General features: G+C 70.9%; 15 protein-coding genes. 10 read left to right on the forward strand and 5 right to left on the reverse strand.

Annotation, left to right across the window (positions count from 1 at the left end; translation table 11 throughout):
- The first annotated feature begins 457 nt into the window (after positions 1–457).
- The 8 genes from ACSDR0_RS18255 to ACSDR0_RS18290 all read left to right on the forward strand — a co-directional run bounded on the left by ACSDR0_RS18255 (position 458) and on the right by ACSDR0_RS18290 (position 16972).
- Positions 458–946 (forward strand): MarR family winged helix-turn-helix transcriptional regulator, encoded by a 489-nt coding sequence (locus ACSDR0_RS18255; RefSeq protein WP_435290022.1) that lies wholly within the window; start codon positions 458–460, stop codon positions 944–946.
- Positions 915–3671, forward strand: coding sequence for a PEP/pyruvate-binding domain-containing protein (locus ACSDR0_RS18260; protein WP_435290023.1), 2757 nt, complete (start codon positions 915–917; stop codon positions 3669–3671). Before ACSDR0_RS18255 ends, ACSDR0_RS18260 begins: the two co-directional genes overlap by 32 nt.
- A 174-nt stretch (positions 3672–3845) precedes the next feature.
- Positions 3846–4925: a carbohydrate kinase family protein gene (locus tag ACSDR0_RS18265; protein WP_435290024.1), complete on the forward strand. Its 1080-nt coding sequence runs from the start codon at positions 3846–3848 to the stop codon at positions 4923–4925.
- 220 nt (positions 4926–5145) lie between these two features.
- Positions 5146–6435, forward strand: a complete 1290-nt coding sequence (locus ACSDR0_RS18270; RefSeq protein WP_435290025.1) for an ROK family protein — start codon at positions 5146–5148, stop codon at positions 6433–6435.
- A gap of 216 nt (positions 6436–6651) precedes the next feature.
- Positions 6652–12378: a ThuA domain-containing protein gene (locus ACSDR0_RS18275; RefSeq protein WP_435290026.1), complete on the forward strand. Its 5727-nt coding sequence runs from the start codon at positions 6652–6654 to the stop codon at positions 12376–12378.
- Between the two features lie 233 nt (positions 12379–12611).
- A complete protein-coding gene (locus ACSDR0_RS18280) occupies positions 12612–13154 on the forward strand; it encodes a hypothetical protein (protein WP_435290027.1) in 543 nt (180 codons plus the stop codon).
- A gap of 95 nt (positions 13155–13249) precedes the next feature.
- Positions 13250–14968, forward strand: coding sequence for an HAD-IIB family hydrolase (locus tag ACSDR0_RS18285; RefSeq protein WP_435290028.1), 1719 nt, complete (start codon positions 13250–13252; stop codon positions 14966–14968).
- Between the two features lie 117 nt (positions 14969–15085).
- Complete coding sequence (locus tag ACSDR0_RS18290; RefSeq protein ID WP_435290029.1) at positions 15086–16972, forward strand: propionyl-CoA synthetase; 1887 nt, start codon at positions 15086–15088, stop codon at positions 16970–16972.
- Between the two features lie 187 nt (positions 16973–17159).
- On the opposite strand, the gene ACSDR0_RS18295 is transcribed toward ACSDR0_RS18290, so the two are convergent.
- Positions 17160–17753 (reverse strand): TetR/AcrR family transcriptional regulator, encoded by a 594-nt coding sequence (locus ACSDR0_RS18295; protein ID WP_435290030.1) that lies wholly within the window; start codon positions 17751–17753, stop codon positions 17160–17162.
- Between the two features lie 125 nt (positions 17754–17878).
- Between ACSDR0_RS18295 and ACSDR0_RS18300 the strand changes: the two genes are divergently transcribed.
- Positions 17879–18811, forward strand: coding sequence for an SDR family oxidoreductase (locus tag ACSDR0_RS18300; RefSeq protein ID WP_435290031.1), 933 nt, complete (start codon positions 17879–17881; stop codon positions 18809–18811).
- On the opposite strand, the gene ACSDR0_RS18305 is transcribed toward ACSDR0_RS18300, so the two are convergent.
- On the reverse strand, positions 18799–19017 hold the full coding sequence (locus ACSDR0_RS18305) for a hypothetical protein (RefSeq protein WP_435290032.1): 219 nt from the start codon (positions 19015–19017) through the stop codon (positions 18799–18801). The two genes, ACSDR0_RS18300 and ACSDR0_RS18305, sit on opposite strands and share 13 nt — an antisense overlap.
- Before the next feature lie 52 nt (positions 19018–19069).
- Here ACSDR0_RS18305 and ACSDR0_RS18310 point away from each other — a divergent pair, with 52 nt between their 5' ends.
- Positions 19070–21340, forward strand: coding sequence for a WD40 repeat domain-containing serine/threonine protein kinase (locus ACSDR0_RS18310; RefSeq protein WP_435290033.1), 2271 nt, complete (start codon positions 19070–19072; stop codon positions 21338–21340).
- A gap of 216 nt (positions 21341–21556) precedes the next feature.
- Here the strand turns inward: ACSDR0_RS18310 and ACSDR0_RS18315 are convergent, their stop codons facing one another.
- The 3 genes from ACSDR0_RS18315 to ACSDR0_RS18325 form a co-directional block, all read right to left on the reverse strand.
- The gene (locus ACSDR0_RS18315; RefSeq protein ID WP_435290034.1) at positions 21557–22789 is read right to left on the reverse strand and encodes a cation:proton antiporter; all 1233 of its coding nucleotides are present in this window, start codon (positions 22787–22789) and stop codon (positions 21557–21559) included.
- A gap of 68 nt (positions 22790–22857) precedes the next feature.
- Positions 22858–23190, reverse strand: coding sequence for a hypothetical protein (locus ACSDR0_RS18320; RefSeq protein WP_435290035.1), 333 nt, complete (start codon positions 23188–23190; stop codon positions 22858–22860).
- Positions 23191–23198: 8 nt separating this feature from the next.
- A complete protein-coding gene (locus tag ACSDR0_RS18325; protein WP_435290036.1) occupies positions 23199–24365 on the reverse strand; it encodes a DUF418 domain-containing protein in 1167 nt (388 codons plus the stop codon).
- Positions 24366–24430 lie beyond the last annotated feature (65 nt).

The following is a 24430-nucleotide window of genomic DNA, read 5'->3' on the forward strand; positions in this document are numbered from 1 at the left end:
TCGACGACTTCAAGATCCGCGTCTGCGAGGGCACCGACAAGTTCGACGACTGCGGCCGCTGGGGCGACGCCTTCTAACCACACCCCGACACCGACCCGATCCCGACCCGATCGGTCTCCCACGCTCGAACCCGGCCGGCTCCCCTGGGGGCCGGCTTCGTGCTGTGTCCGGCCTTGTCTCCAGCACCGCGTTTCCAGCACTGCGTCTCCAGCACTGCGTCTCCAGCACCGTGCTCAGCGCCGCGCCCACAGCCGTGTCCACCGCCGTGTTCAGGCCGGACGGCGACTCGCGGAGGGCCGCGCGCCGCCACGGCCTCGCCTCCTCCCCCCGCGAACCGGACACCTCACGACACCGGCGGGCGGCCCACCACGTTAATTTCATCACTTGTTGACTTCCTTCCCTCTCCGGCTTAACCTTGCGGCAACGCATTAGTTGCAGTGATGCAAGGAGTTGCCCGATGGACCCCGTGGACGGCGCGGAGCGAGACCGGCTGGCCGACGACATCGGCGACTTCCGGCGGGCGCTGATCCCCGGTCTGCTGCTCCACCTGCTGAGCGGGTTCGAGGGCGACGAGCCCTCCATGATCCAGATCGCCACGCTCTACATCCTCGACGAGCCGGTCGCCCCGACACTCCGCGAGCTCGCCGGGCGGATCAGCCGGTCCGTCTCGGCCACCAGCCGCCTGGTCGACCAGCTCGTACGACGAGGACTGGCCGACCGCCGGGAGGATCCCGACGACCGGCGGGTGCGGCGGATCGCCCTCACCCCTGCCGGAACGGATTTCCTCCGCACGTTCGAACGCGTCCGGGCCGACGCCCAGCTCGAAGTCATGGCCCATCTGACCGCCGAAGAACGCGAGCTCGTGACCCGGGCCATGGCGCTTCTCGGCGAAGCCTCAAGGAGACGACGCACCCATGCCCAAGCCGCTCATCCTGAGATTCGATGACATCGGGGCGGAGATGCTGCCCCTGGTCGGCGGCAAGGCCGCCAATCTCGGCGTGCTCACCACCTCCGGGTTTCCCGTTCCCCCCGGCCTGTGCGTCACCACCGAGGCCTACCGCAGGGTCACCGAGCGGGCCGGGCTGGAGGAGGTGCTCGCGGTCCTCGCCACGACGGCCGCCGGGGACGTCCCCACCCTGAACGCGCTGGCCGCGAAGGCCCGCGGGCTCGTGCTCACCGCGCCGGTCCCCGACGACATCGCGAGCGCCGTACGCGGCAGCGCGAACGGTCCCGTCGCGGTCCGCTCCTCCGCGACCGCCGAGGATTTGCCGCACGCCAGCTTCGCCGGGCAGCAGGACACCTATCTCAACGTGATCGGCGCCGACGCCGTGCTGGACGCGGTCCGGCGGTGCTGGGCCTCGCTCTGGACCGACCGTGCCGTCGCCTACCGGGCCGCGAACGGCATCGACCACGGCTCGGTGCGCCTGGCGGTGGTCGTCCAGGAGATGGTCCAGTCGGAGGTGGCCGGAGTGATGTTCACCGCCAACCCGGTCACCGGGCGGCGGCGCGAGGCGGTGATCGACGCCGGCCCCGGTCTCGGCGAGGCCGTGGTCTCCGGCGCGGTCAACCCCGACCACTTCGTGGTCGACACCGCCACCGGCCGGATCACCGAGCGTCGCCTCGGCGACAAGCGGCTGGCCGTACGGTCACTGGCGGGCGGCGGCGTCGAGCACGTCGAGGTGCTCGCGGGCGCGGAGCCCGCGGAGGGCGCCTGTGTCACCGACGCGCAACTGGCGGCGCTGGCCGAGCTCGGTGACCGGGTCGAGCGGCACTACGGAGCGCCCCAGGACACCGAGTGGGCGATCGACTCCGGCGGCGTCCTCTGGCTGACCCAGTCGCGTCCCATCACCACGCTCTATCCGATCCCCCACCACGCGGAGCCGTCGCCCGTGGCGGGCGGCACGGGCGCGGAGGGAACCGGCGCCCCGGGCACGCGGCCCGAGGGCTTCGAGGCCGGCGGCACGCGGATCTACTTCTGCTTCAGCCTGGCCCAGGGCCTCTACCGGCCGATCACCCCCATGGGCATGTCGGCCTTCAGGCTGCTGTCGTCGTCGGTGTTCGAGATGCTGGGAATCCCGGTGGCCGACCGGGTGGCCGGGGCCCCCGTCATCGCGGAGTCGGGCGGGCGGCTGTTCTTCGACGTCACCGGCTTCATACGCGGCAGGGTGGGCCGCGTGGCCTTCCCGAGGGTGCTCGACGTGATGGAGGCGCGGTCGGCGAAGGTGCTGCGCGGGCTGTTCGACGACCCCCGGTTCGGCGTCAACCAGCCCTCGCTCCGCCCGCCCCTGCGCCGGGCGGTCAGGATCGCGTCCCGCTTCCGCGTTCCACAGCGCGCCGTACGGGCCCTGATCGACCCCGCGTCGGCGCACCGGGACGTGGAGCTGCTGGACGCGCGCCTCCGGAGAGGGCTGGCCGCCCCCGAGGGCTCCACCCCGGACGGGCGCCTCGACCACGTCGAGCGGGTGCTGAGCCGCCAGGTCTTCCCGTTGCTGCCGACCATCGCTCCGGCTGCGGCGGCCGGGTTCGCGATGCTCGGCCTGGCCGCCAAGGTGCTGGGTGACCGGGCCAGGCCCGGCGAGTTGCAGGCGGTCCTGCGCGGGCTGCCGCACAACGTGACCACCGAGATGGACCTGGCGCTGTGGCGGCTGGCCACCCGCATCCGCGAGGACCGCGAGGCCACCGCCCTGGTGCTGGACACCCCCGCCGCCGAGCTGGCCGAGCGCTTCCACGCCGGATCGCTTCCCGGCGTCGTGGGAGGTGGCCTGGCGGACTTCCTGTCCGTCTACGGCGTCAGGGCGGTCGCCGAGATCGACCTCGGGCTGCCGCGCTGGTCGGAGGATCCGACCCACATCATCGGCGTCCTCGCCAACTACCTGCGGCTGGAGAACCCGGCCCTGGCCCCCGACGCCCTGTTCGCCCAGGGCGCGGCCGAGGCCGTTCTCACGATCAAAGCCCTGAGCGGGCGGGTCGGAGGTGTTCGCGGGCGATTTGTCCGCTTCGCGCTCGGCAGGACCCGGGCCCTGGTGGGCCTGCGCGAGATGCCCAAGTACGCCATGGTGACCGCCCTGGCCGCGATGCGGGCCGAGCTGCTGGCCGTCGGCGTCGAGCTGGCGGCGCGCGGGGTGCTGGCCGACGCCGACGACGTCTTCTTCCTGACCTTCCGCGAGGCCAGGGCGGCCCTCGCCGCTCCGCCCTCCCGGGGAGCCACGGCCGCCGCCGCGCGACCCGCGCTGACGGATCTCGTGGCGCGGCGGCGCGAGGAGGCCGCCCGCGAGCTGCGCCGCAGGCACGTCCCTCGCGTCCTGCTCTCCGACGGCACCGAGCCGGAGGCCGTCGGCGTACGGGCGCCGGTGGACGGCGCGCTGACCGGCACCCCAGCCTCGGCGGGCATCGTCACCGGTGTCGCCAGGGTCGTCCTCGACCCGGTCGGCGCGCACCTGGAGCCCGGGGAGATCCTGGTCTGCCCCTCCACCGATCCCGGCTGGACCCCGCTGTTCCTGACGGCGGGCGGCCTGGTGATGGAGATGGGCGGCGCCAACTCCCACGGCGCCGTGGTGGCCCGCGAGTACGGGATCCCGGCCGTGGTGGGCGTGAGCGGGGCGACCGAGCACATCGTCACCGGCCAGGAGATCACCGTCGACGGCGCCTCCGGTGCCGTCACCGCCGCCTGACCCGGCGTGGCTCGCTCCCGGCTCGCTCGTGGCTCACTCGTGGCTCATGTGGACGAGACCGCTACCGGCGGTGTCACCGGAACACCTGCCGCGCCGTCTCCAAGGAGCCGTCTCCAAGAAGCCGTCTCCGGGCGAGATACCTTCGAGGAGATACCTCCAGGAAAGGCGGAGATAGTGCCCTCCACCCAGGTCGCCGTGCTCGGCGAGTGCGTCGCCGACGCCTTCACCACGAGCGGCGCTCTCACCCCGGACAGCGCCCCGGCCTCGGGTGGCTCCACCACAGACGGCCCTTTCTCCGGTGGCTCCACCCCGCGCGACTCTCCCACGGCCGGATCCACGACGGACGGTTCCACAGCGGGTGACGTCTTCGCGCCGGGCGGCACGCGGGACGAACTCGTCCTGCGCGTCCTGCCCGGCGGTGGCCCCGCGAACACCGCGGTGGCCCTGGCCCGTCTCGGCACCCCCACCCGCTTCCTGGGGCGCCTGTCGGGCGACTCCTTCGGCGCCCTGTTCCGCGCGCACCTCACCGCCTCCGGGGTCGACCTGAACGGCTGCGTCGCCGCCACCGAGCCCAGCACCCTGGCGGTGGCCACCCTGGACGGATCGGGGCAGGCCCGCTACTCCTTCCACGCCGACGGCGCCGCCGACTGGGAGTGGAGCGCGGTGGAGCTGACCGCCGAGCGGATCGGCGACATCTCGTGCCTGCACACCGGCTCGCTGGCCCTGGTCCGCGCGCCGGGTGCGGAGGTCGTGGAGGAGGCGCTGGCGGCGAGCGCCGTCGGCGCCACGATCTCGATCGACCCCAACGTGCGGGCCGTACTCGTCGACCCGGCCGTCTACCGGGAGCGGATGCCCCGGTGGTGCGTGTCGGCCGACATGATCAAGCTGAGCGACGACGACCTGGAGCACATCCACCCCGGTGAGCCGGTCGAGCGGGTCTGCGACACCTGGCACGACGCCGGGGTGCGCCTGGTCGTGGTGACCCGCGGCCCGCTGGGGGCGCTCGTCTCCGTCGACGGCGAGCGCGCCACGGTCCCCGCACCGCCCACGAAGGTCGTCGACACCGTCGGCGCCGGTGACTCCTTCACCGCAGGGCTCCTGCACCGGCTGCACGCCTCCGGCCTGCTCGGCGGGCGGCTCGACCGGCTCGATCTCGACCGGGCGGTGGATGCCGCGACCTTCGCCGCCCGGGTCGCCTCGCTCACCTGCTCGGTGGCCGGGGCCAACCCCCCGTGGGCGCGCGAGCCGGCCTGACCGCCTCCCCGTCCCTGAAATCCGTCCGGGCCGGTTACACCAAATACCGCTGACCCAAAAGGACAAACAGCGCAAATGTAACGATTTGCCCGGACGACACGCACGCCACCCACTTCCACATATTCGGAAGATGTCAACTCGTTACCTCGCAACAAGGTACACGCCCGACACAAGCGTGTTACAAACCTCAATAGTTGATTGCTGAGAAAAACGAAAGGCGGTGACTCGCGTGCCCCAGGAGCACAACATCACGCACGCGGCCGGCACCGCCCTACCGACCAGCCCTCCCATGGTGCGTCAGGCGAACCTCTCGTTGGTCCTGCGCCACCTGCGTGACCACGCGGCCCAGTCCCGGGCCGACATCGCGGAGGTGACCGGCCTGCACCGGGCCACGGTCTCCCACCTGGTGTCCGCGTTGCTCGACCGGCAACTGGTCCGGGAGATCGGCACGGAGCACGCCGGCGCGATCGGCCGTCCCCGGCGGCCCCTGGCTCTGCATGGCGCGCATGTCGGCGCGCTGGGCCTGGAGATCAATGTCGACTACATCTCGGTTCACGGGTCCGACCTCAGCGGCCGGGTCCTGGTGGAGCGCCGGGTCGCCTTCGACGCGATAGCCGGCGGGCCGGACTGCGCCCTGCGCGTGCTCAGCCAGATGGCCCTGGAGGCCGCCGAGACGATGAAGCGGGCCGAGACCGTCCCGGCCGGCCTCGGGGTGGCGGTCCCCGGCCTGGTCGACGTGGCGCGCGGTGTCGTCACGTTCGCGCCCAACCTGGGCTGGCGCGACCTGCCGCTGGCGGCACGACTGTCGGCCGCACTCGACCCATGGAGCGTTCCAGTGTCAGTGGACAACGACGCCAACCTCGCGGCCGTGGCCGAGCACACCTCCGGCGTCGCCGCCGGCACCCCCCATCTCGTCTACCTGACCGGCGAGGTCGGCGTGGGCGGTGGCATCTTCGTCGACGGCAGGCTGCTCCGTGGCGCGGACGGCTTCTCCGGCGAGGTCGGGCACCTGCCGGTCGACCCGGGCGGCGACCGCTGCGGCTGCGGACGGCACGGCTGCTGGGAGACCAAGGTGGGGCTGACGGCGCTGGTACGGATGGCCATGCCCGACCGGGCGTGCCGGTCGGCCGATCTGCCGGTGTCCGACCCCGAGGAGCACGCGACGGAGATCGCCAGAGGATTGGCCGCGGGTGACCGCCAGATGATGGACGCGGTCGCGCAGGTGGGGCGGTGGCTCGGGCTCGGCGGCTCGATCCTGGCCAACCTGTTCAACCCGCGGGTGATCGTCGTCGGCGGCTACTTCGCCACCCTCGCCGAATGGCTGCTGCCCCACGCGCAGGCGGAGCTGGAACGGCTGGTCGTGGCCCGCTCCGCCAACCGGTGCCGGTTCATCGCCTCCGACCTCGGCTTCGGCGCCGCCTCACGGGGCGCCGCGAGCATGGTGGTCAACCGGCTCATCGACCACCCGACCATGATCATGGATCCATTACCCCGCCTGTCAGCCATCTGACAGGCCCACAGATTCTGGAGGCGGCACCCTCCAGTCACCGCAGTACCCAACCCCCCATGTAGCAAGTGGCACCAGTGCGGCGGCGCGCGCTTTGCCTGACGACCCCCCAGTCAGGGAAGGAATCCCCCTATGTCACCACGTTCTCGAACGTGGGCCAGGATCTCAAAGATCCTGCCGATAACCGAAAACCACTCCCTACGCCGGACGGCGGCGACGATGGCTCTGGCCCTCGTCGTGCCCCTGATGCCCGTCTTCACGTTCATGACCTCGCCGGCGAACGCCGCCACCGAGTCCGCCTCCAAGGTCCGGACGTCGTCGGTGAAGGCCGCCGCCGAGCCCGCCTTCAAGGTTCTGGTCTTCTCCAAGACCAGCGGTTTCCGGCATGACTCGATTCCCGAGGGAATCGCCGCCATCCAGAAGCTCGGACTGGAGAACAACTTCTCGGTCGACACGACCGAGGACAGCGCCCAGTTCACCGACGCCAACCTGGCGCAGTACCAGGCCGTCATCTTCATGTCCACGACCGGCGACCCCGTGACCACGCCGGACCAGAAGGCCGCCTTCGAGCGCTACATCCAGGGCGGCGGCGGCTTCGCGGGCGTCCACGCGGCCTCCGACAGCGGCTACAACTGGGAGTGGTACGGCAAGCTCGTCGGCGCGTACTTCAAGTCGCACCCGGCGACCCAGCAGGCGACGGTCCTCACCGAGGACCCCGCCCACCCGTCGACCTCGCACCTGCCGACCTCGTGGACCCGCGTCGACGAGTGGTACGACTTCCAGGCCAACCCGCGCAACAACGTGCACGTGTTGCAGTCGATGAACCAGAAGTCCTACACCGGCTCGACCCAGGGCATCGACCACCCGATCTCCTGGTGTCAGGACTACAACGGCGGACGCTCCTGGTACACCGGCCTCGGCCACACCAAGGAGAGCTTCGCCGAGCCGAACTTCCTGAAGATGCTCCTCGGCGGGATCAAGACCGCCGCGGGCGTCGAGAAGGCCGACTGCTCCGCCTCGCAGAGCGGCAGCTTCGAGAAGGTCACCCTCGACGACAACACGTCGAACCCGATGATGACCGACATCGCCAAGGACGGGCGGGTCTTCTACATCGACCGCCTGGGTGACGTCAAGATCATCAAGACCACCGGCTCGACCGTGACGGCCGGTCGCCTGAACGTGTTCACCGCCAACGAGAGCGGTCTGCTCGGCCTGGCGCTGGACCCGGACTTCGACACCAACAAGTGGCTGTACCTCTTCTACTCGCCGACGGGCCAGAACGTCGACCGGCTGAGCCGGTTCACGGTCAACGGCGACACGCTCGACTTCTCGAGCGAGAAGGTCGTTCTCGACGTGCCGGTGCAGCGGGCCGAGTGCTGCCACCACGGTGGCGGCATGCTCATGGACCGCAAGACCGGCGACCTGTGGCTGGCCACCGGTGACAACACCAACCCGTTCGCCTCGGACGGCTACACGCCGATCGACGAGCAGTCGGGCCGGTCCTCGTGGGACGCGCAGCGCACCTCGGGCAACACCAACGACCTGAGCGGCAAGCTGCTCCGCATCACCCCGCAGGACGACGGCACCTACACCGTGCCGTCCGGGAACCTGTTCCCCGCGGGCACCGCCAAGACCAAGCCCGAGATCTACGCCATGGGCTTCCGTAACCCGTTCCGCATGGGCCTGGACCCGAAGACCGGCTTCCCGATGGTGGCCGACTACGGACCCGACGCCGGTGCCGCGAGCGCCACCCGTGGCCCGCGAGGCACCGTCGAGTGGAACCTGGTCAGCAAGCCGGGCAACTACGGCTGGCCGTTCTGCGTGGGCGACAACACGCCGTACATCGACTACAACTTCGCCACCAAGGCGTCGGGCTCGGCGTTCAACTGCGCCGCGCCGGTGAACGACTCCCCCAACAACACCGGTCTGACCACGCTGCCCGCGGCGATCGCGGCGTCGATCCCGTACACCAGCGCCACCAACGCGAACTCCTTCCCGGAGCTCAACGGCGGCGCGCCGATGGCGGGCCCGGTCTACCGCTACGACGCCGACCTGCAGTCGACCGTCAAGTGGCCGGCCTACTGGGACGGCAAGGCGATCTTCGGTGAGTGGAACACGAACAAGATGTTCTCGTTCCAGCTCAACGAGGCCGGCAACGCCCAGATCAAGATCAACCAGATCCTGGGGGGTATGAGCTTCAAGCGCCCCATGGACATCAAGTTCGGCCCCGACGGCGCGCTGTACCTGATCGAGTGGGGCTCCGGCTTCGGCGGCGACAACGCCGACTCCGGCATCTACCGCATCGAGTACGTCAAGGGCGTCCGCCCGCCGATCGCCCGCGTCTCCGCGGACAAGACCGACGGTCCGGCCCCGCTGACCGTGCAGTTCTCCAGCCAGGGATCGAGCGACCCGGACGGCAAGCCGATCACCTACGCGTGGGACTTCGACGGTGACGACACCACCGACTCGACCGAGGCCAACCCCTCGCACACCTTCACCGAGGCCGGGCAGTACAGCGTGGTCCTGACCGTCAGCAACCCCGACGGCCTCAGCGGCACGGCGAGCCTGCCGATCACGGCGGGCAACTCCCGTCCGAAGGTGACCTTCGAACTGCCGCCGAACGGCGCGTTCTTCGAGTTCGGCGACCAGGTGAACTACAAGATCGTCGTCACCGACGCCGAGGACGGCACGATCGACTGTGACGACGTCAAGATCCAGGCGTACCTGGGCCACGACAGCCACGGTCACCCGCTCGACCAGCACGAGGGCTGCGAGGGCACCATCCAGACGCTGTCCGACAGCGGCCACGGCATCGACGACAACCTGTTCTACATCCTTGAGGCCAGCTACGCGGACAAGGGCGGCTCGGGTGGCGCCCAGTCGCTGACCGGGCGGGCCGAGGTCATCCTCCAGCCCAAGCGCAAGCAGGCCGAGCACCTCTCCTCGACCGGCAGGGTCGCGGACGGCACGGGCACCGACGCCCCCGGCGTCCAGGCCGAGGCCGCCACCGACCCGCAGGGTGGCAACCAGAGCATCGCCTTCACCAACGACGGCGACTACTGGGCCTACACCCCGATCAACCTGACCGGCATCAACCAGGTGCGCCTCCGGGTCGCCTCGGGCGGCGCCGGCGGCACCGTGCAGATCAAGACGGGTAACGCCGACACCGGGACCCTGGTGGGCTCGGTCGACATCGCCCCGACCGGCGGCTGGCAGACGTACAAGGACGTCACGGTCGACCTGACCAACGTCCCGGCGACGACCGGCCCGCTGTTCTTCATCGTGCGCAAGCCGGCGAGCGCGGCCAACGACGCCTACCTGGTCAACGTCAACTGGGTCGACTTCATCGGCCAGGGCGCCACGGACAACCAGCGCCCGACGGTGACCGCGTCGGCGACCCCGGTCACGGGTGTCGCTCCGCTGAAGGTCGACTTCACCTCGACCGCCACCGACCCCGACAACAACACCCCGCTCACCTACAAGTGGAACTTCGGCGTGAACGGTTCGCCGGAGCCGACCACTCCCAACGCGAGCCACACCTACACCGCGCCCGGCACGTACACCGCCACGGTGACCGTGACCGACGCCAAGGGTGCCTCGACGAGCAAGACGATCTCCATCAAGGTGGACCCGCCGAACAGCACGTGCCTGAGCGGTCGTTCCGACGACTTCCTGGGCACCGAGCTCGACCGGAACCGCTGGTCGGTCGTCCGTGAGGACCAGAACCTCAAGGTCGCGGACGGCAAGCTCGTCCTCCCGACGTCGCTCACCGAGATCTACGGCTCCGGCGCCGGCACCACGACCAACATCGTGCTCCAGCCCGTGCCGCAGGGAGCCTGGACGGCCACCACCAAGGTCACGCTGAACGCCCGCGACGCTTACCAGCAGGCGGGTCTGATCGTGTACGGCGACGACAACAACTACGCCAAGATGGTGCTCCAGGCTCGGGGCACCAACGACCACGCGGCCCGCATCTTCCAGTTCATCCGGGAGGAGAACGGCACGCCCAACGAGGTGACGGAGAGCAACACGGCCAACCTCGGGGACGCCTACCCCGACACGGTGTACGTGCGGTTCATGAGCGACGGCACCAACCTCACCGCCCACTACTCCTCGGACGGGACCACCTTCACGGCGATGCCGCAGACGAAGGCCCTCGCCGGGATCACCAACCCGAAGATCGGCCTGCTCTCCCTGGTGAGCACGGGTACCCGCCCGGTGGTCGACGCGTCCTTCGACTGGTTCCACATCAGCCCCGACGACACCGTGGTCAAGCCGGCGCCGAGCGACGAGTTCAACGGCTCGTCCATCGACACCTGCCGCTGGGACGCGATCGTCCGTGGCGACAGCTCGACCGCCCGGGTCATCGGCGGCAACCTGGAGATCGACACCACGACGGGTGACATCTACGGGACCGGCAACAGCGGCACGAAGAACTTCATCCTGCAGACGGCGCCGAGTGGCGACTGGACACTGGAGACGAAGGTCGACGGGTCGGCGCTCAACGAGCAGTACCAGCAGGGCGGCCTGATGGTCTACGCCGGTGACGACAACTACGTGAAGCTCGACTATGTCACCGGCAACGCCGCGGGTTCCGCGGTGTCGCGCCGGATCGAGCTGCGCAGCGAGATCGGAGGAACCGTCCAGAACCCGCAGCCGCAGACCGGCACGCTCACCCAGGGCGTCTGGCACCTGCGTCTGAAGAAGGAGGGCACCACCTTCAAGGGGTCCTACTCCGCCGACGGCACCACGTGGACCGAGCTCGCGCAGACGGTGGCGAACACCGCCGTCGGCAACGGCAAGATCGGCGTGTTCACCATCGGCACCTCACAGCAGGCGTCCAAGACGGTCAAGTTCGACTACTTCCGCCTCAACGGTGGCGGAACGGCCGACTCGACCGCTCCGGTGACCACGGCCACCCCCGACCCGGCCCAGCCGGCGAACGGGTGGTTCAACAGCCTGATCCTGGTCACGCTGGCCGGCGCCGACGAGGCGCAGGGCAGCGGTGTCGACAAGACCGAGTTCCAGCTCGACGGCGGCGCCTGGACCACGTACCTGGAGCCGGTGGTCATCACCGGTGACGGTGACCACACCCTGGCGTACCGTTCCGTCGACAAGGCGGGCAACGTCGAGGCGACCAAGACGCTCGCCGTCAAGGTCGACGCGACCCCGCCCGTCACGACTGCAGACTTCCTCCCGGTCGGTCAGGACACCGTGCCGGTGACCCTCGCCGCGGCGGACGCGACGTCCGGCGTGGAGAAGATCGAGTACGCCCTCGACAGCGGCGACTGGACGCCCTACACCACGACGGTCGACGTCACCGGTGTCGGTGACCACGAGCTGCGCTACCGCGCCACCGACAAGGCCGGCAACGTCGAGGAGACCAAGGCCGCGACCATCAAGATCGAGGATGGCGACACCGAGCCCACCATCCTCATCTCCGGTGTCGCGGACGGCACCGAGTACGGCGACAGCCAGGACCTGACCATCGCCTGGGAGGTCGACGGAACCAGGATCAAGACCGTGACCGGCAAGCTGGACGACCGGCCGTTCACGTCCGGGACCCTCCAGCCGCTCCACACGCTGGCCCTGGGCGAGCACAAGCTCACCGTCACCGTCGAGACCGAGTCCGGCGGCCGGTACGAGCAGTCGGTCACGTTCAAAACGGTCACCTCGACCGGCGACATCTCCGCCCTGATCGAGCGCTTCGAGGCGGCCGGGCAACTGTCCGACAAGGGCGCCAAGAAGCTTCAGGACAAGATCTCCAAGGTCATGAAGGCCGAGAACAAGAAGCCTGAGCCGGACAAGAAGAAGATCGTCAAGGAGCTTGAGCACTTCATCAAGGAGGTCAACGACCGGAAGATCGTCTCCAACCCGACGGTGAAGGCCACGCTCCTGCGTGACGCCAACGCCCTGATCGTCGCGAACGGCGGCACGCCCGTGTAAGTGGGGCCACGGCCCCGACCAGGGGGGTGCCGAGCTCCTCCCATGAGCCCGGCACCCCCGATGGATCCGTAGTCGGGGTGCCCCACGACGCGGGGCACCCCGTTCCGCGCTCCGGTGGGTCCGGCGTACATCCGCCGGACCCGTCGCCGAACCCGTTCGCCGAACCTGTCACCGGACCCGCTGTCGAACCCGTCGCCGAACCTGTCATCGAACCCGGAAGGGAATCACGACCCGTGAACAAGGCCCTGAGATACGCCGCGGCCATCCTGCTGGCCGGGCTCGGGCTGCTGCTCGGCGCCCCGGCCGCCTCCGCCGCGCCCGGCTCACCCCTCGCGCTGGAGGTCGTCGGGGACGGCGGCCGCAATGTCAACGTGCTGTTCAACTGGAAGAAGGACGGCCGCCCGGTCACCGACATCGTCGCGGCGACCCTGCTCGCGACGGCACCCGACGGCCGCACCTTCGGCCCGATCCCGCTGAAGTCGGCTCCCGAGGGCCAGAACCTCTACAACGCGGCCGAGCCGCTCCCGGTGGGTGAGTGGAAGGTCACCGTGACCGCCACCAAGCCCGCCGAGGCCCGCAAGTCGGCGACCGTGAAGGCGCAGGACATCGTGCTCCCCGCGGCGGCCGCGCCGGCGTCCACCACGGCACTGGCCGAACGCGCCCAGGAAAGCTCGTCAGACGACCTGCCCCTCCAGATCGGCGTCATCGCCGCCGCCGCGCTGGCCGCCGTCGCGGTCATGGTCGTTCTCGTCCGCCGCCGGAACGTGTCCGGCTGACCCGCGGTCCCGCTCCGCCGCCGGAACGGCTTCCCGCCGGGAGAAGTTCACCCCGCATCCCGTTTCCCTCCCGGGGGCGGGGTAAGTGGCCCGGCATGCGCTATCACGTTCTGGCCTGTGACTACGACGGAACGCTGGCCACCGAGGGCCGCGTCGACGGCGACACCCTGGACGCGCTCGAACGCCTCGCCCGCTCGGGGCGGCGGCTGGTCATGGTCACCGGCAGGGAGCTCGGCTCTCTCACCCGGGACTTCTCGCGGCTGGACCTGTTCGACCTGGTCGTCGCCGAGAACGGGGCCGTGCTCCACCGTCCCGGCGAGCAGGAGAGCACGTCCCTCGCGGAGGCGCCGCCCGAGGCCCTCGTCGAGCGCCTGCGTGAGATGGGCGTGCAACCGCTCAGCGTCGGCTCGGTGGTCGTGGCCACCTCGGAACCCCACGCCGAGACCGTTCTCGACGCCATCCGCGACCTCGGCCTGGAGATGCAGGTGATCTTCAACAAGGGTGCGGTGATGGTCCTGCCCTCGGGGGTCAACAAGGCCACCGGCCTGGCCACCGCCCTGGCCGAACTCGAGGTGTCGGCGCACAGCACGATAGGCGTGGGCGACGCCGAGAACGACCACGCGTTCCTGGCCGCCTGCGAGTGCGCGGTGGCGGTGGCCAACGCGCTCCCCGCCGTCAAGGAACGGTGTGACCTGGTGACCGAGCGGGAGCGCGGCGCCGGGGTCGTCGAGTTGATCGACCGGCTCATCGAGAACGACCTGGCCGACGTGGACGTGACGCGTCACCACCTGCTCCTGGGCACCGGCGACGCCGGGGAGGTACGGTTCCCGCCACACGGCATGCGCGTGCTGGTCGCCGGGCCCTCGCACAGCGGCAAGTCCACCGTCACCGCCGCGCTGCTGGAGCGGATCACCAAGGCCGGCTACCGGTTCTGCCTGATCGACCCCGAGGGCGACTACACCGACGGGATCGAGGGCGCGACCGTGCTCGGCGACGTCCGGCGCGCGCCCACCCAGGAGGAGATCATCCAGGTGCTGCGGGACGCCGGGCAGAGCGTCGTGGTCAACCTGCTGGGCGTACCCCTCGACGACCGGCCCGGTTTCTTCCAGGACTTCCTGCCCCACCTGTCGGCGCTGCCGGCCAACTACGGGCACCCGCACTGGCTGGTGGTCGACGAGGCCCACCACATGATGCCCGACGGGTTCAAACTGCAGTTGGTGGAGCTGCTCCGCGAGATAGGCGGCCTCCTGCTGGTCACCGTGCATCCCGAGGCGGTCAGCGAGGCGGTCGTGCGGACCCTCAACACGGTCGTCGCGGTCGGGGACGAGCCCGGCGACGTCCTGGGCGCGTTCGCCGCCGCCACCGGCCACGACGCTCCCGGGCGGGACCTTCCCGACCTGCCGACCGGGGACCTGCTGTTCTGGGAGCTCGACGGCGAGCCGGTCAGGGTACGGCTGGCCCCGCCCGAGGAGGAACGCCAGAGGCACCGCCGCAAGTACGCGGCCGGCGAGCTCGGCGAGGACGCCAGCTTCTACTTCCGCGGTCCCGAGAAGGCGCTGAACCTGCGGGCCGGCAACCTGACGGCGTTCTGCCGCATCGCCGACGGCGTCGACGAGGAGACGTGGAATTACCATCTGCGCCGGGGCGACTACTCGCGATGGCTGGCGGACAGCGTCAAGGACGAGGAACTGTCGGCCGAGGTGGCCGAGGTCGAGCGGAATCCCGGTGATTCCGTCGACGACGCCAGAGGACGGGTGCGCGAGCTCATCGAGGCCCGCTACACCGCCCCCGCCGAACCGAGCGGAATCACCTGATTCTCCGGCCGGTCCGGCGAGTCCGGCGTGCCCCCGCCTGACACGCCGGACCGGGGAGAGCACGCCCGCGGGCGAGAGTTCCTCGACCGGGAGTCCGGGAAAGAGCATGATGGCCTGATGTCGTACGCTGACGCCTTCGCCCGCAGCATCGCCGATCCCGAGGACTTCTGGGCCGAGGCCGCCGAGGCCGTCACCTGGAGCAGGCCACCGCGCGAGGTGCTCGACGCGGGGGCTCCGCCCTTCTACCGATGGTTCCCCGACGGGGAGCTGAACACCTGCCACAACGCGCTGGACCGGCACGTCGAGGCGGGCCACGGCGACCGGATCGCGCTGATCCACGACAGCCCGGTGACGGGCACCGGCGGGCGCCACACGTACGCCGAGCTGCGCGACGAGGTCGCGAGGTTCGCCGGGGTGCTGCGGTCGCTGGGGGTGGAGCACGGCGACCGGGTGGTGGTCTACATGCCGATGGTGCCCGAGGCGGTGATCGCCATGCTGGCGTGCGCGCGGCTGGGCGCGGTGCACTCGGTGGTGTTCGGCGGGTTCGCGCCCAAGGAACTGGCGGCCAGGATCGACGACGCGCGTCCCAAGGTGGTCGTGTCGGCCTCCTGCGGGATCGAGCCCGCCCGCGTGGTGCCGTACAAGCCGATGCTCGACGCCGCGCTCGACCTGGCCCGGCACCGGCCCGCGCACTGCGTGATCCTGCAGCGCGAGCAGGCCCCCGCCGAGCTGGTGGAGGGGCGGGACGTCGACTGGGCGAGCGCGAAGGCCGAACCGGCCGAATGCGTGCCGGTGCGGGCGACCGACCCCCTCTACATCCTCTACACCAGCGGCACCACCGGCCTGCCGAAGGGCGTGGTGCGCGACAACGGCGGGCACGCGACGGCGCTGCTGTGGAGCATGGCCAACGTCTACGACATCGCGCCGGGCGAGGTGTTCTGGGCGGCCTCCGACGTCGGCTGGGTCGTCGGGCACTCCTACATCGTGTACGGTCCGCTGCTGCGCGGCGCCACGACCGTGCTGTACGAGGGCAAGCCGGTCGGCACCCCCGACGCGGGCGTGTTCTGGCGGGTGATCGCCGAGCACCGGGTGAACGCGCTGTTCACGGCGCCGACCGCGTTCCGCGCCATCAGGAGGGCAGACCCTGAGGCGGCCCTGCTGCGCGGGTACGACATCTCGTCGCTGCGGACGCTGTTCCTCGCCGGGGAGCGCCTGGACCCCGACACCTACCACTGGGCCGCGGGCAAGCTGGGCGTGCCGGTCGTCGACCACTGGTGGCAGACCGAGACCGGCTGGCCCGTCGCCGCCAACCTGCGCGGGCTGGAGCCCATGCCGATCAAACCGGGCTCTCCCACCGTGCCCGTCCCCGGATACGACGTGCGCGTGCTGAGGGCCTCCGGCGCCGAGTGCGCCCCCGGGGAGGAGGGGGCGATCTGCATCCGGCTCCCGCTCCCGCCCGGCACGCTCCCCACCCTCTGGCAGGACGACGAGCGCTACGTGAGGTCCTACCTGTCGGCCTTTCCCGGCTACTACCTGACCGGCGACGGCGGCCACCTCGACGAGGACGGCTACCTGTTCGTCATGGGCCGCACCGACGACGTGATCAACGTGGCCGGGCACCGGCTGTCGACCGGGTCCATGGAGGCGGTGCTGGCAGCGCACCCGGCGGTGGCCGAGTGCGCGGTCATCGGGGTCGCCGACGAGCTGAAGGGGCAGGTGCCGCGCGGCTTCGTGGTGCTGAAGAGCGGGGCGGAGATCGACCCGGAGACCCTGCGGGCCGAGCTGGTCCTGGCCGTCCGCGAGCAGGTGGGCGCGGTGGCCGCCTTCAGGCAGGTGGACGTGGTCCCGGCCCTGCCGAAGACCCGGTCGGGGAAGATCCTGCGCAAGACCATGCGCGGCATCGCGGAGGGTTCCGACGAGCCCGCCCCCTCGACCATCGAGGACGCGACGGTGCTGGACGTGCTGCGTCCCATCATCGGACGCCGCACCGCCGTGGACGGCTAGCGCGTCGACCACGAACGCCGGCCGGGGTGGGGGTCCACGCCGGTTGGCGGCGGATCGTCCGGCGGGGCCGGCACAGGTCGGCGCGGGTGCGCCGGGCGCCGATCATCATGGCGGCGGCCTCGTGTGCCACTGTGGCGGCGATCGCCCGACCCGGCCGCGCGACGTATCACCTCGCGCGGCCGACGGTTCAGCACGGCCCCGCGCCCTTGGCGGCCGCGCTTTGTTCGAGAGTGGCGAGGAAGCTCTCGGCGGCGTCGTGGACCCGGTCACGGTCGCCGGTGGCGAGCAGGTCGAGCAGCAGCCCGCGGATCGTGGCGATCACGAGGGTGGCCGTGCGCGTCGCCGTCGCCGGGTCGGTGTCCGGTCCCTGCGCGTCGCGTAGGGCGCTCATCCAGTCGGTCACGACGTGCTCCAGGAAGTCCGAGAACTGCTGGGGAGCCTGGAGGGCGCGTCCGTAGACCGCGAAGAACAGCCTGAACTCCGCGCCCTGGCGCGGGTCGGAGGTCCGTTCCCAGACCGCGCGCACGACCGTCGCCAGGTCCGGCTGCTTTCCGGCCGTCTCGCCGGTGGCCTGGAAGATGCGCTCCCGCAGGCGCCCGAGGACGGCTTGGAGCATCTGTTCCTTGGTGCCGAAGCGATGCACCAACGTCGTGGGCGAAACCCCGAGGGCGGCGGCGACAGGCCGCCACGACAGCTCGGAGAACCCGTGCTCGACCGTGTAGTCGACCACCGCGTCGAGCAACTCGGCACGCCGCTGGTAATCGACAGGCCGCCCCGCCATCACTGCCTCCGGGTGTGCGTCTCGACTTGACTTTTCTAGCACGACTGTACAAAGAATGGTGTCTGACTTCAAGGGCCGCCTGCCGCGGATCCGCCCGGCAGGCGCCCACGTCCTGGAGGTTCCCCATGCGCGTTTTCGTCACCGGAGCGTCGGGCTGGATCGGCCGCGGGCTCGTTACCGAGTTGACCGCCGCCGGTCACACGGTCATCGGGCTCGCCCGCTCCGACGCCGCGGCCCGAGCACTGCGAGCCGCGGGGGCCGAGGTCCGGCCGGGATCGCTCGACGACCTCGGCACCCTGCGCGACGCCGCCGCGTCGTCCGACGGGGTCATCCACCTCGCGTTCAAGCACGACATCGCCTTCGCCGGCGACTACGCCGGCGCCACCGACGCCGATCGCGCGGCGATCGAAACCCTCGGCGAGGCCCTCACCGGCACCGGCAAGCCCTTCGTCGTCGCCTCCGGCATCCTCGGCGTGCTCGGACTCCCGTCCGGAGCCGTCGCCACCGAACGCGACGGACTGGCGGACGCCGGGAATCGCAAGGGTCCGATCAGCGGCGGGGACGGGCGGATGGGCAACGCCCACCACACTCTCGCGCTCGCCGGCCACGGAGTCCGCTCCTCGATCGTGCGTCTCCCGCCGGCCACGCACGGCGACGGCGACAACGGGTTCATCTCGACCGCGGTCGGATTCGCGCGCGAGAAAGGCGCCGCGGCCTACGTCGGCGACGGCGCCAACCGCTGGCCGTCCGTCCACCGCGACGACGCCGCACGCCTGTTCCGCCTCGCGCTCGAGTCCGCGCCGGCCGGGTCGGTGCTGCACGCGGTCGGCGACGAGGGCGTGCCGATCCGCGAGGTCGCCGAGGTCTTCGCGTCACACCTCGGCGTTCCCGCCGTCTCCGTCACCCCCGAGCAGGCCGGAGAGTACGTCGGCTGGCTCGGCGGCTTCTGGGGAGTCGACGGCCCCGCCTCGGCACAGATCACTCGTGACCTGCTCGGATGGCAGCCGACCTGTCCGGGGCTGATCGCCGACCTGAAGGAGGGCCACTACTTCACCTGAGCGCGTCCGGATTTCGTATCGGACAGGCCGCTCCCACCAGGATGCGTTGATCGCGAGCGACCCACCGGCCATTCCTGCCGGCGATTCCTGTCAGCCGCCGTTAATCTCTCCGGCAGGAATTCCTTGTCGTCACCCCGGGTTTTCCGGAGAATTCGCGTGACGGCCGCGCCGATCGAATGATCGACGCTCGGCATCATCACGGTCACGATCAGTTCCCCTTTACGGCTTATGGCACTGAGTCGTCGTTAAGGTTTTATCGTGGCGAATGACGCGGGCAGGCTGGTCGCCGGGCGATACCGGCTGATGGACGTGCTGGGCCGCGGCGGGATGGGCACGGTGTGGCGGGCGCTGGACGAGAGCCTGCACCGCCAGGTGGCGATCAAAGAACTCATCCTCCCCGATTATCTGGACGTCTCCGCGCGCGAGACGCTCTACAGGCGAATGCAGCGTGAGGCCCGAGCCGCCGCGCAGTTGAAACACCAGGCGATCATCACCGTCCACGACCATGTCGTCGAAGCCGACGGCCGCCCGTGGATCGTGACGGAAATCATCGACGGGCCCTCACTGGACGAGCTGCTGAGAACCCGGGGGCGCCTGCCGCCCCGCCAGGTGGCGGCGATCGGCACGCAGATCCTGGCGGCGCTGGCGGTCGCCCACGCCGCCGGGATCACCCACCGCGACATCAAACCCGCCAACGTCCTGCTCGAAGGTGAGCGGGTCGTGCTGACCGACTTCGGGATCGCCACCGTCGAGGGAGACGTCACCCTCACCGGCACCGGCGTCACCCTGGGCACCCCCGCCTTCATCTCCCCCGAGCAGATCAACGGCCATCCCGCCACCGCGGCGTCGGACCTGTGGTCGCTGGGCGCCACCCTGTACGCCGCGGTCGAGGGCCGCCGGCCGTTCAGCGGCACGACGCACGGATCGATCTACGTCTCGATCGCCACCCAGCCGCCCGCCCCGCTCGTGCACGCCGGCCCCCTGGCGCCCCTCCTGGAGGGGCTGCTGCGCAAGGAGCCCGCCCGCCGTCTCACCGGCGCCCAGGCCGCCGCCGCGCTCGCCGAGATCGCCGCCACCCCGGCAGCCGGTGAATCCCCCGCCGGACCCCGGCCGGACGACGGCGACACCCGGATCGCCGATCGCCCCGCTCCCCTCACATCCGCTCCCCGCACACCGGCTCCCCACACCCCGGCTCCTCCGCCGACCGAGCCGCACGCCACCGCGCGCCAGGAGGTACGGCCGCCCGTCACGCTGCCGCTCACCTCCGTGTCCCCCACATCCGTGTCTCCCACTGCCGTGTCCCCCACCGCCTCGCCGCCCACCTCGCCCGCTCTCGCGCCCGCGGCACGCGCCCCCGGGAACCGGCTCCGCCCGGCGATCGTCGTGGCCGCCGCTCTCCTGGCCGTCGCCACCGCGGCCTACCTGCTCTGGCCCCCGACGAGCCCCGCGAAGGTGACCGAGGTCGCCAAGCTCAGGGGGCACACCGAGACGGTGAACACGGTGGCGTTCAGCCCCAGCGGCGAGACCCTGGCCGGCGGCGACGGTGACGGCGCGGTGATCCTGTGGGACGCGCGGACCCACCGGCCCGTCGGCGACCCGATGAAAGGCCACACCAGGGCGGTGGAGGCGATGGCGTTCAGCCCGGACGGCAGGCTCCTGGCCAGTGGCGGCAACAACGACAACGGGGCCGACCCCGACGAGCACACGGTGATCCTGTGGGACACGGCGACCCGGCAGCAGGTCGGCGACCCCCTCACCGGCCACACCGACTGGGTACGGTCGGTCGCCTTCAGCCCCGACGGCAAGACCCTCGCCACCGCCTCCGCCGACAAGACAGTGATCCTGTGGGACACGGCGACCTGGCAGCAGGTCGGCGACCCCCTCACCGGCCACACCGACTGGGTGCAGTCGGTCGCCTTCAGCCCCGACGGCAGGACCCTCGCCACCGGCAGCGACGACACGACGGTGATCCTGTGGGATGTGGCGACCCGGCAGCCGATCGGCGACCCGATGAAAGGCCACACCGGATTGGTGCGGGCGGTCGTCTTCAGCCCCGACGGCAGGACCCTCACCACCGGCGGCGGCGACAAGACAGTGATCGTGTGGGATGTGGCGACCCGGCAGCCGATCGGTGACCCGCTCACAGGCCATCCGGACGAGATCCACGCTCTCGCGCTCAGCCCTGACGGCAACACCCTGGCCGTGGGCACCGGCTCCGCCGTCCGGCTGTGTGACACGCGGACCCGGCAGCCGGTCGGCGACCCGCTCACCGGCCACACCGGTTCGGTGTGGTCGGTCGCCTTCAGCCCCGACGGCAAGACCCTCGCCACCGGCAGCGACGACAAGACAGTGATCCTGTGGGACACCTCCTCGCCGGCCGGGGCGGGCACGACCGTTCCGTGGCCGTGGCTCGCCGGAGCGGGCGTGCTCGTCGTGGCGGCGGCGGGAGCGGCGGTGATCCTGTGGCGCCGCGGCGGGCGGGCTCCGGCCGGGGAGACCACCGAGGCGAGAGCCTCGGCGGCCTCCTAGTGAGGGCTGCTCCCCGAGCCCTGGAAGCGCCGCCCCGGTGGCGGGACGACCCGGCCGACGTCGCGGAGCAGTCACGCGCGGCCCTCACGGGCGAAACCATCCCGTGCACGGCCGCACGCGTGAAACCGTCCCGCGCGCGGCCGTCACAGGCGGAGTCACCAGGTGTGCGGCTGCCACAGGCGAAACCACCCCGTGCGCGGCCGTCACGGGCGGAGCCTAGGAGACCGGTTCCCGGTCCTCGTCCGCCACCGGGTCCGCCTCCCTCGCCCCGCGCCTCCCCCCGCGCCTTCCGCCGGGGAGCAGCCGGGCGATCTGCTCGGAGCGGCTCGCGACCAGCGGGCCCAGCAGGGCGAGGACGAGCACGTACCCGGCGATGAACGGGGCGAGCCTGTCGTCCAGCCCCGCGGCCAGCGCCATGGTCGCCAGGACCAGGGCGAACTCGCCGCGAGAGAGCACGGTCAGCGAGATGTTGACCGCCTCGGCCCGGCCGAACGCGTTGAGCCTCGCCGCCAGCACCCCGGCCACGACGTTGAGAAGCACCGTGACCAGCACCGCGATCGTGATGGGCCAGGCCACCGACAGCATGTCGCCCGGCTCGATGGACAGGCCGAACGCGAAGAAGAACAGCGCGGCGAAGGCGTCCCTGAGCGGGTGGACGAGCTGCCGGATGCGCGGGGCCGCCCTGCTGGAGCTGAGGATGAGCCCGATCATGAAGGCACCGATGGCGTCGGAGACGCCCAGTTCCTCGGCGATCCCGGCCGTGAGGATCGCCAGGCCGGTGAACGTCACCACCAGCAGTTCCTCGTCCCTGGTGGTGACCAGCTTGTTGACCAGCCGCGTACCCCACCGCGCCAGCGCGGTCAGCACGATCAGGAAGGCGAACGCCTTGCCGAAGGAGATCGCGGCGGCGCCGAAGCTGTCGGCGCCGCTGAGGACCGGCTGCAGTACGGCGAGGTAGAGCGCGAGGAAGACGTCCTCGACGACGATGATCCCGAGGATGAGGCGGCTCTCGGGATTGCCGAGGCGCCCCATGTCGACCAGGAGTTTGGTCACGATCGCCGAGGAGGAGATGCCGATCACCCCGGCCAGGACCATGGCCTCCCTGCTCCCCCAGCCGACGGCGAACCCGAAGGCCAGGCCGCCTCCGACGTTGAGCACGATGTAGCCGACCCCGGCGAACACCAGGCGCCTGCCGCCCGCCACCAGGTCGTCGAGGGAGAACTCCAGGCCGAGGTAGAACAGCAGGAAGATCAGGCCGAGCGCGGCGATGACCTTCAGGTCCGCCGGGTTCTCCACAAGGGCGAGACCGGGCGTGTGTGGGCCGAAGATGATGCCCGCCAGCATGAACAGGGGGATGGTCGGCAGCCCTATCCGGGTGCCGAGCCTGGCGATGATCCCGGCGGCGAGGAAGGAGCCGCCGAGCGCGACGAGGGCGTCACCCAGTGCCATGCCTCCCTCCCTCGGAGAAGATCGCGGGCATGGCGAACACACATTCGTGGAACATGGAAAAACCTCCGTCAAACGATCTCGGGCAGGAACCTCTGCTGATCGCTTGACGGGGGCGCCCGGGGAGAGCTGTCGTCGTACAGGGCGTGCGTGGCCGGGACCGGCCAGGAGGGCAGGGGCGCCACCCTCGCCAGGGGGCCGGGCGGCGCGAGGCCGGGGCCCGGCGGGGACAGGTCGCACGCCGGCGAGTAGGGGGTCGCGGGAGCGAAGCCGACCCCGCTGGCCAGCGTGATCGCGGCCCCGGGGACGGCGGGATGGTCGGCGGGCCCCGGCAGCGGGGCGTACACGAGGGCGATCAGGGCCAGCAGAAGGGCCGCGACCGTACCGGCGACCCTCCGCGACAAACCAAGCCCTAACGTTTGGTGGAAACTTCCACTATTTTATCAGGGTTCTTCGGGCGCCCCTGGGGCGCCAGGTACGCCCACTGCCAGAGCGTCTCGACGGGACCCCGCTCGAAGCGCCGCAGCCACAGCGTGGAGAGCGTCATGAAGAGCGCGCAGATGCCCGCCCAGGCCGCCACCACCCACCACGGCCCCAGATCGTCGAACCTCGCGGCCAGGCCGAGCCCCCAGCCGTAGCAGAGCGCCGACGCGACCAGGTTCTGGAAGATGTAGGAGCTCAGGGCGGTACGGCCGACGTTGGTCAGTCCCCGCCTCAGCACGCCGGGGGCGCCGGTCGCCCGCCGCGCGAGGGTCGCGACGAGACCGAGCAGGCCCAGCGCCACCAGCGGAGGCAGCAGGTACCGGTCCACCAGGAACCAGCCGGGACCGGCGAAGGCGGTGACCAGGTTCAGCGGCAGGGCCACGGCGAGCCCGACGACCATGAGCCTCCGGCGCAGCGTGGCGCCCCGCGCCGAGTCCTCGAACACCCCTGCGCGCATCAGCCGAGAGCCGAGCAGGAACAGCACGATGCCCATCGGGACGATGAGGACGATCTCGATCCGGTAGAGGCCGATCATCTCGATCCGGGCGGCGACCTGCTGCGGGTAGGTGCCGTCGGTGAAGAGCGTGGACGGCTCCGACGCCCCGCCCACGCTTTCCTGGCCGGAGAGCATGCCGAGGGTGAGCAGGCCGATCAGCGCGGCGAACACCGACCCGACGGCGATCATCCACACCTTGACCGCGCGGTCGCTCCTGCCGATCAGGTACGCCACGATGATCGAGGTCAGCGCGTAGCCCATGAGCACGTCGAACTCGAAGATCAGCAGGTAGTGGATCAGGCCCTCGACGAACAACAGCCCGGCCCGCCACAGGTACCAGCCGGGCCACGGCACGCCACGGCGCGCGGCCGAGCGGTACTGGAGTTCGAGCCCGACCCCGAAGAGCAGGGTGAGCAGTGCGAGGAACTTGCCGTTGGTGAGGGAGCGGAGGAAGGTCTCCAGGGTTCCCGGCCGGCCCAGCGCCCCGAGGACGTCGGCGGGGCCCCCGGGGTCGGTGAAGATCCAGATGTTCGTGCCCAGGGTGCCGACGATGGCGATCCCCCTGAGCAGGTCGAGCACTTCGATACGGCGACTTGTCACGCCTTCCACGATCCCGTCCGGCGGGCCCGCGGACATCGTCGCGCAGGCCCATCTCGGACGTACAT

The sequence above is a fragment of the Streptosporangium sp. G11 genome (assembly GCF_051192615.1).
Taxonomy (GTDB): Bacteria; Actinomycetota; Actinomycetes; order Streptosporangiales; family Streptosporangiaceae; genus Streptosporangium.

Excerpts from the sequence above, each read along its gene's own strand:
- ACSDR0_RS18255 (WP_435290022.1), top strand. The coding sequence starts at position 458 with ATGGACCCCGTGGACGGCGCGGAGCGAGACCGGCTGGCCGACGACATC.
- ACSDR0_RS18290 (WP_435290029.1), top strand. The coding sequence starts at position 15,086 with ATGTCGTACGCTGACGCCTTCGCCCGCAGCATCGCCGATCCCGAGGAC.
- ACSDR0_RS18300 (WP_435290031.1), top strand. The coding sequence starts at position 17,879 with ATGCGCGTTTTCGTCACCGGAGCGTCGGGCTGGATCGGCCGCGGGCTC.
- ACSDR0_RS18260 (WP_435290023.1), top strand. The coding sequence starts at position 915 with ATGCCCAAGCCGCTCATCCTGAGATTCGATGACATCGGGGCGGAGATG.
- ACSDR0_RS18285 (WP_435290028.1), top strand. The coding sequence starts at position 13,250 with ATGCGCTATCACGTTCTGGCCTGTGACTACGACGGAACGCTGGCCACC.
- ACSDR0_RS18275 (WP_435290026.1), top strand. The coding sequence starts at position 6,652 with ATGGCTCTGGCCCTCGTCGTGCCCCTGATGCCCGTCTTCACGTTCATG.
- ACSDR0_RS18295 (WP_435290030.1), bottom strand. The coding sequence starts at position 17,753 with ATGGCGGGGCGGCCTGTCGATTACCAGCGGCGTGCCGAGTTGCTCGAC.
- ACSDR0_RS18315 (WP_435290034.1), bottom strand. The coding sequence starts at position 22,789 with ATGGCACTGGGTGACGCCCTCGTCGCGCTCGGCGGCTCCTTCCTCGCC.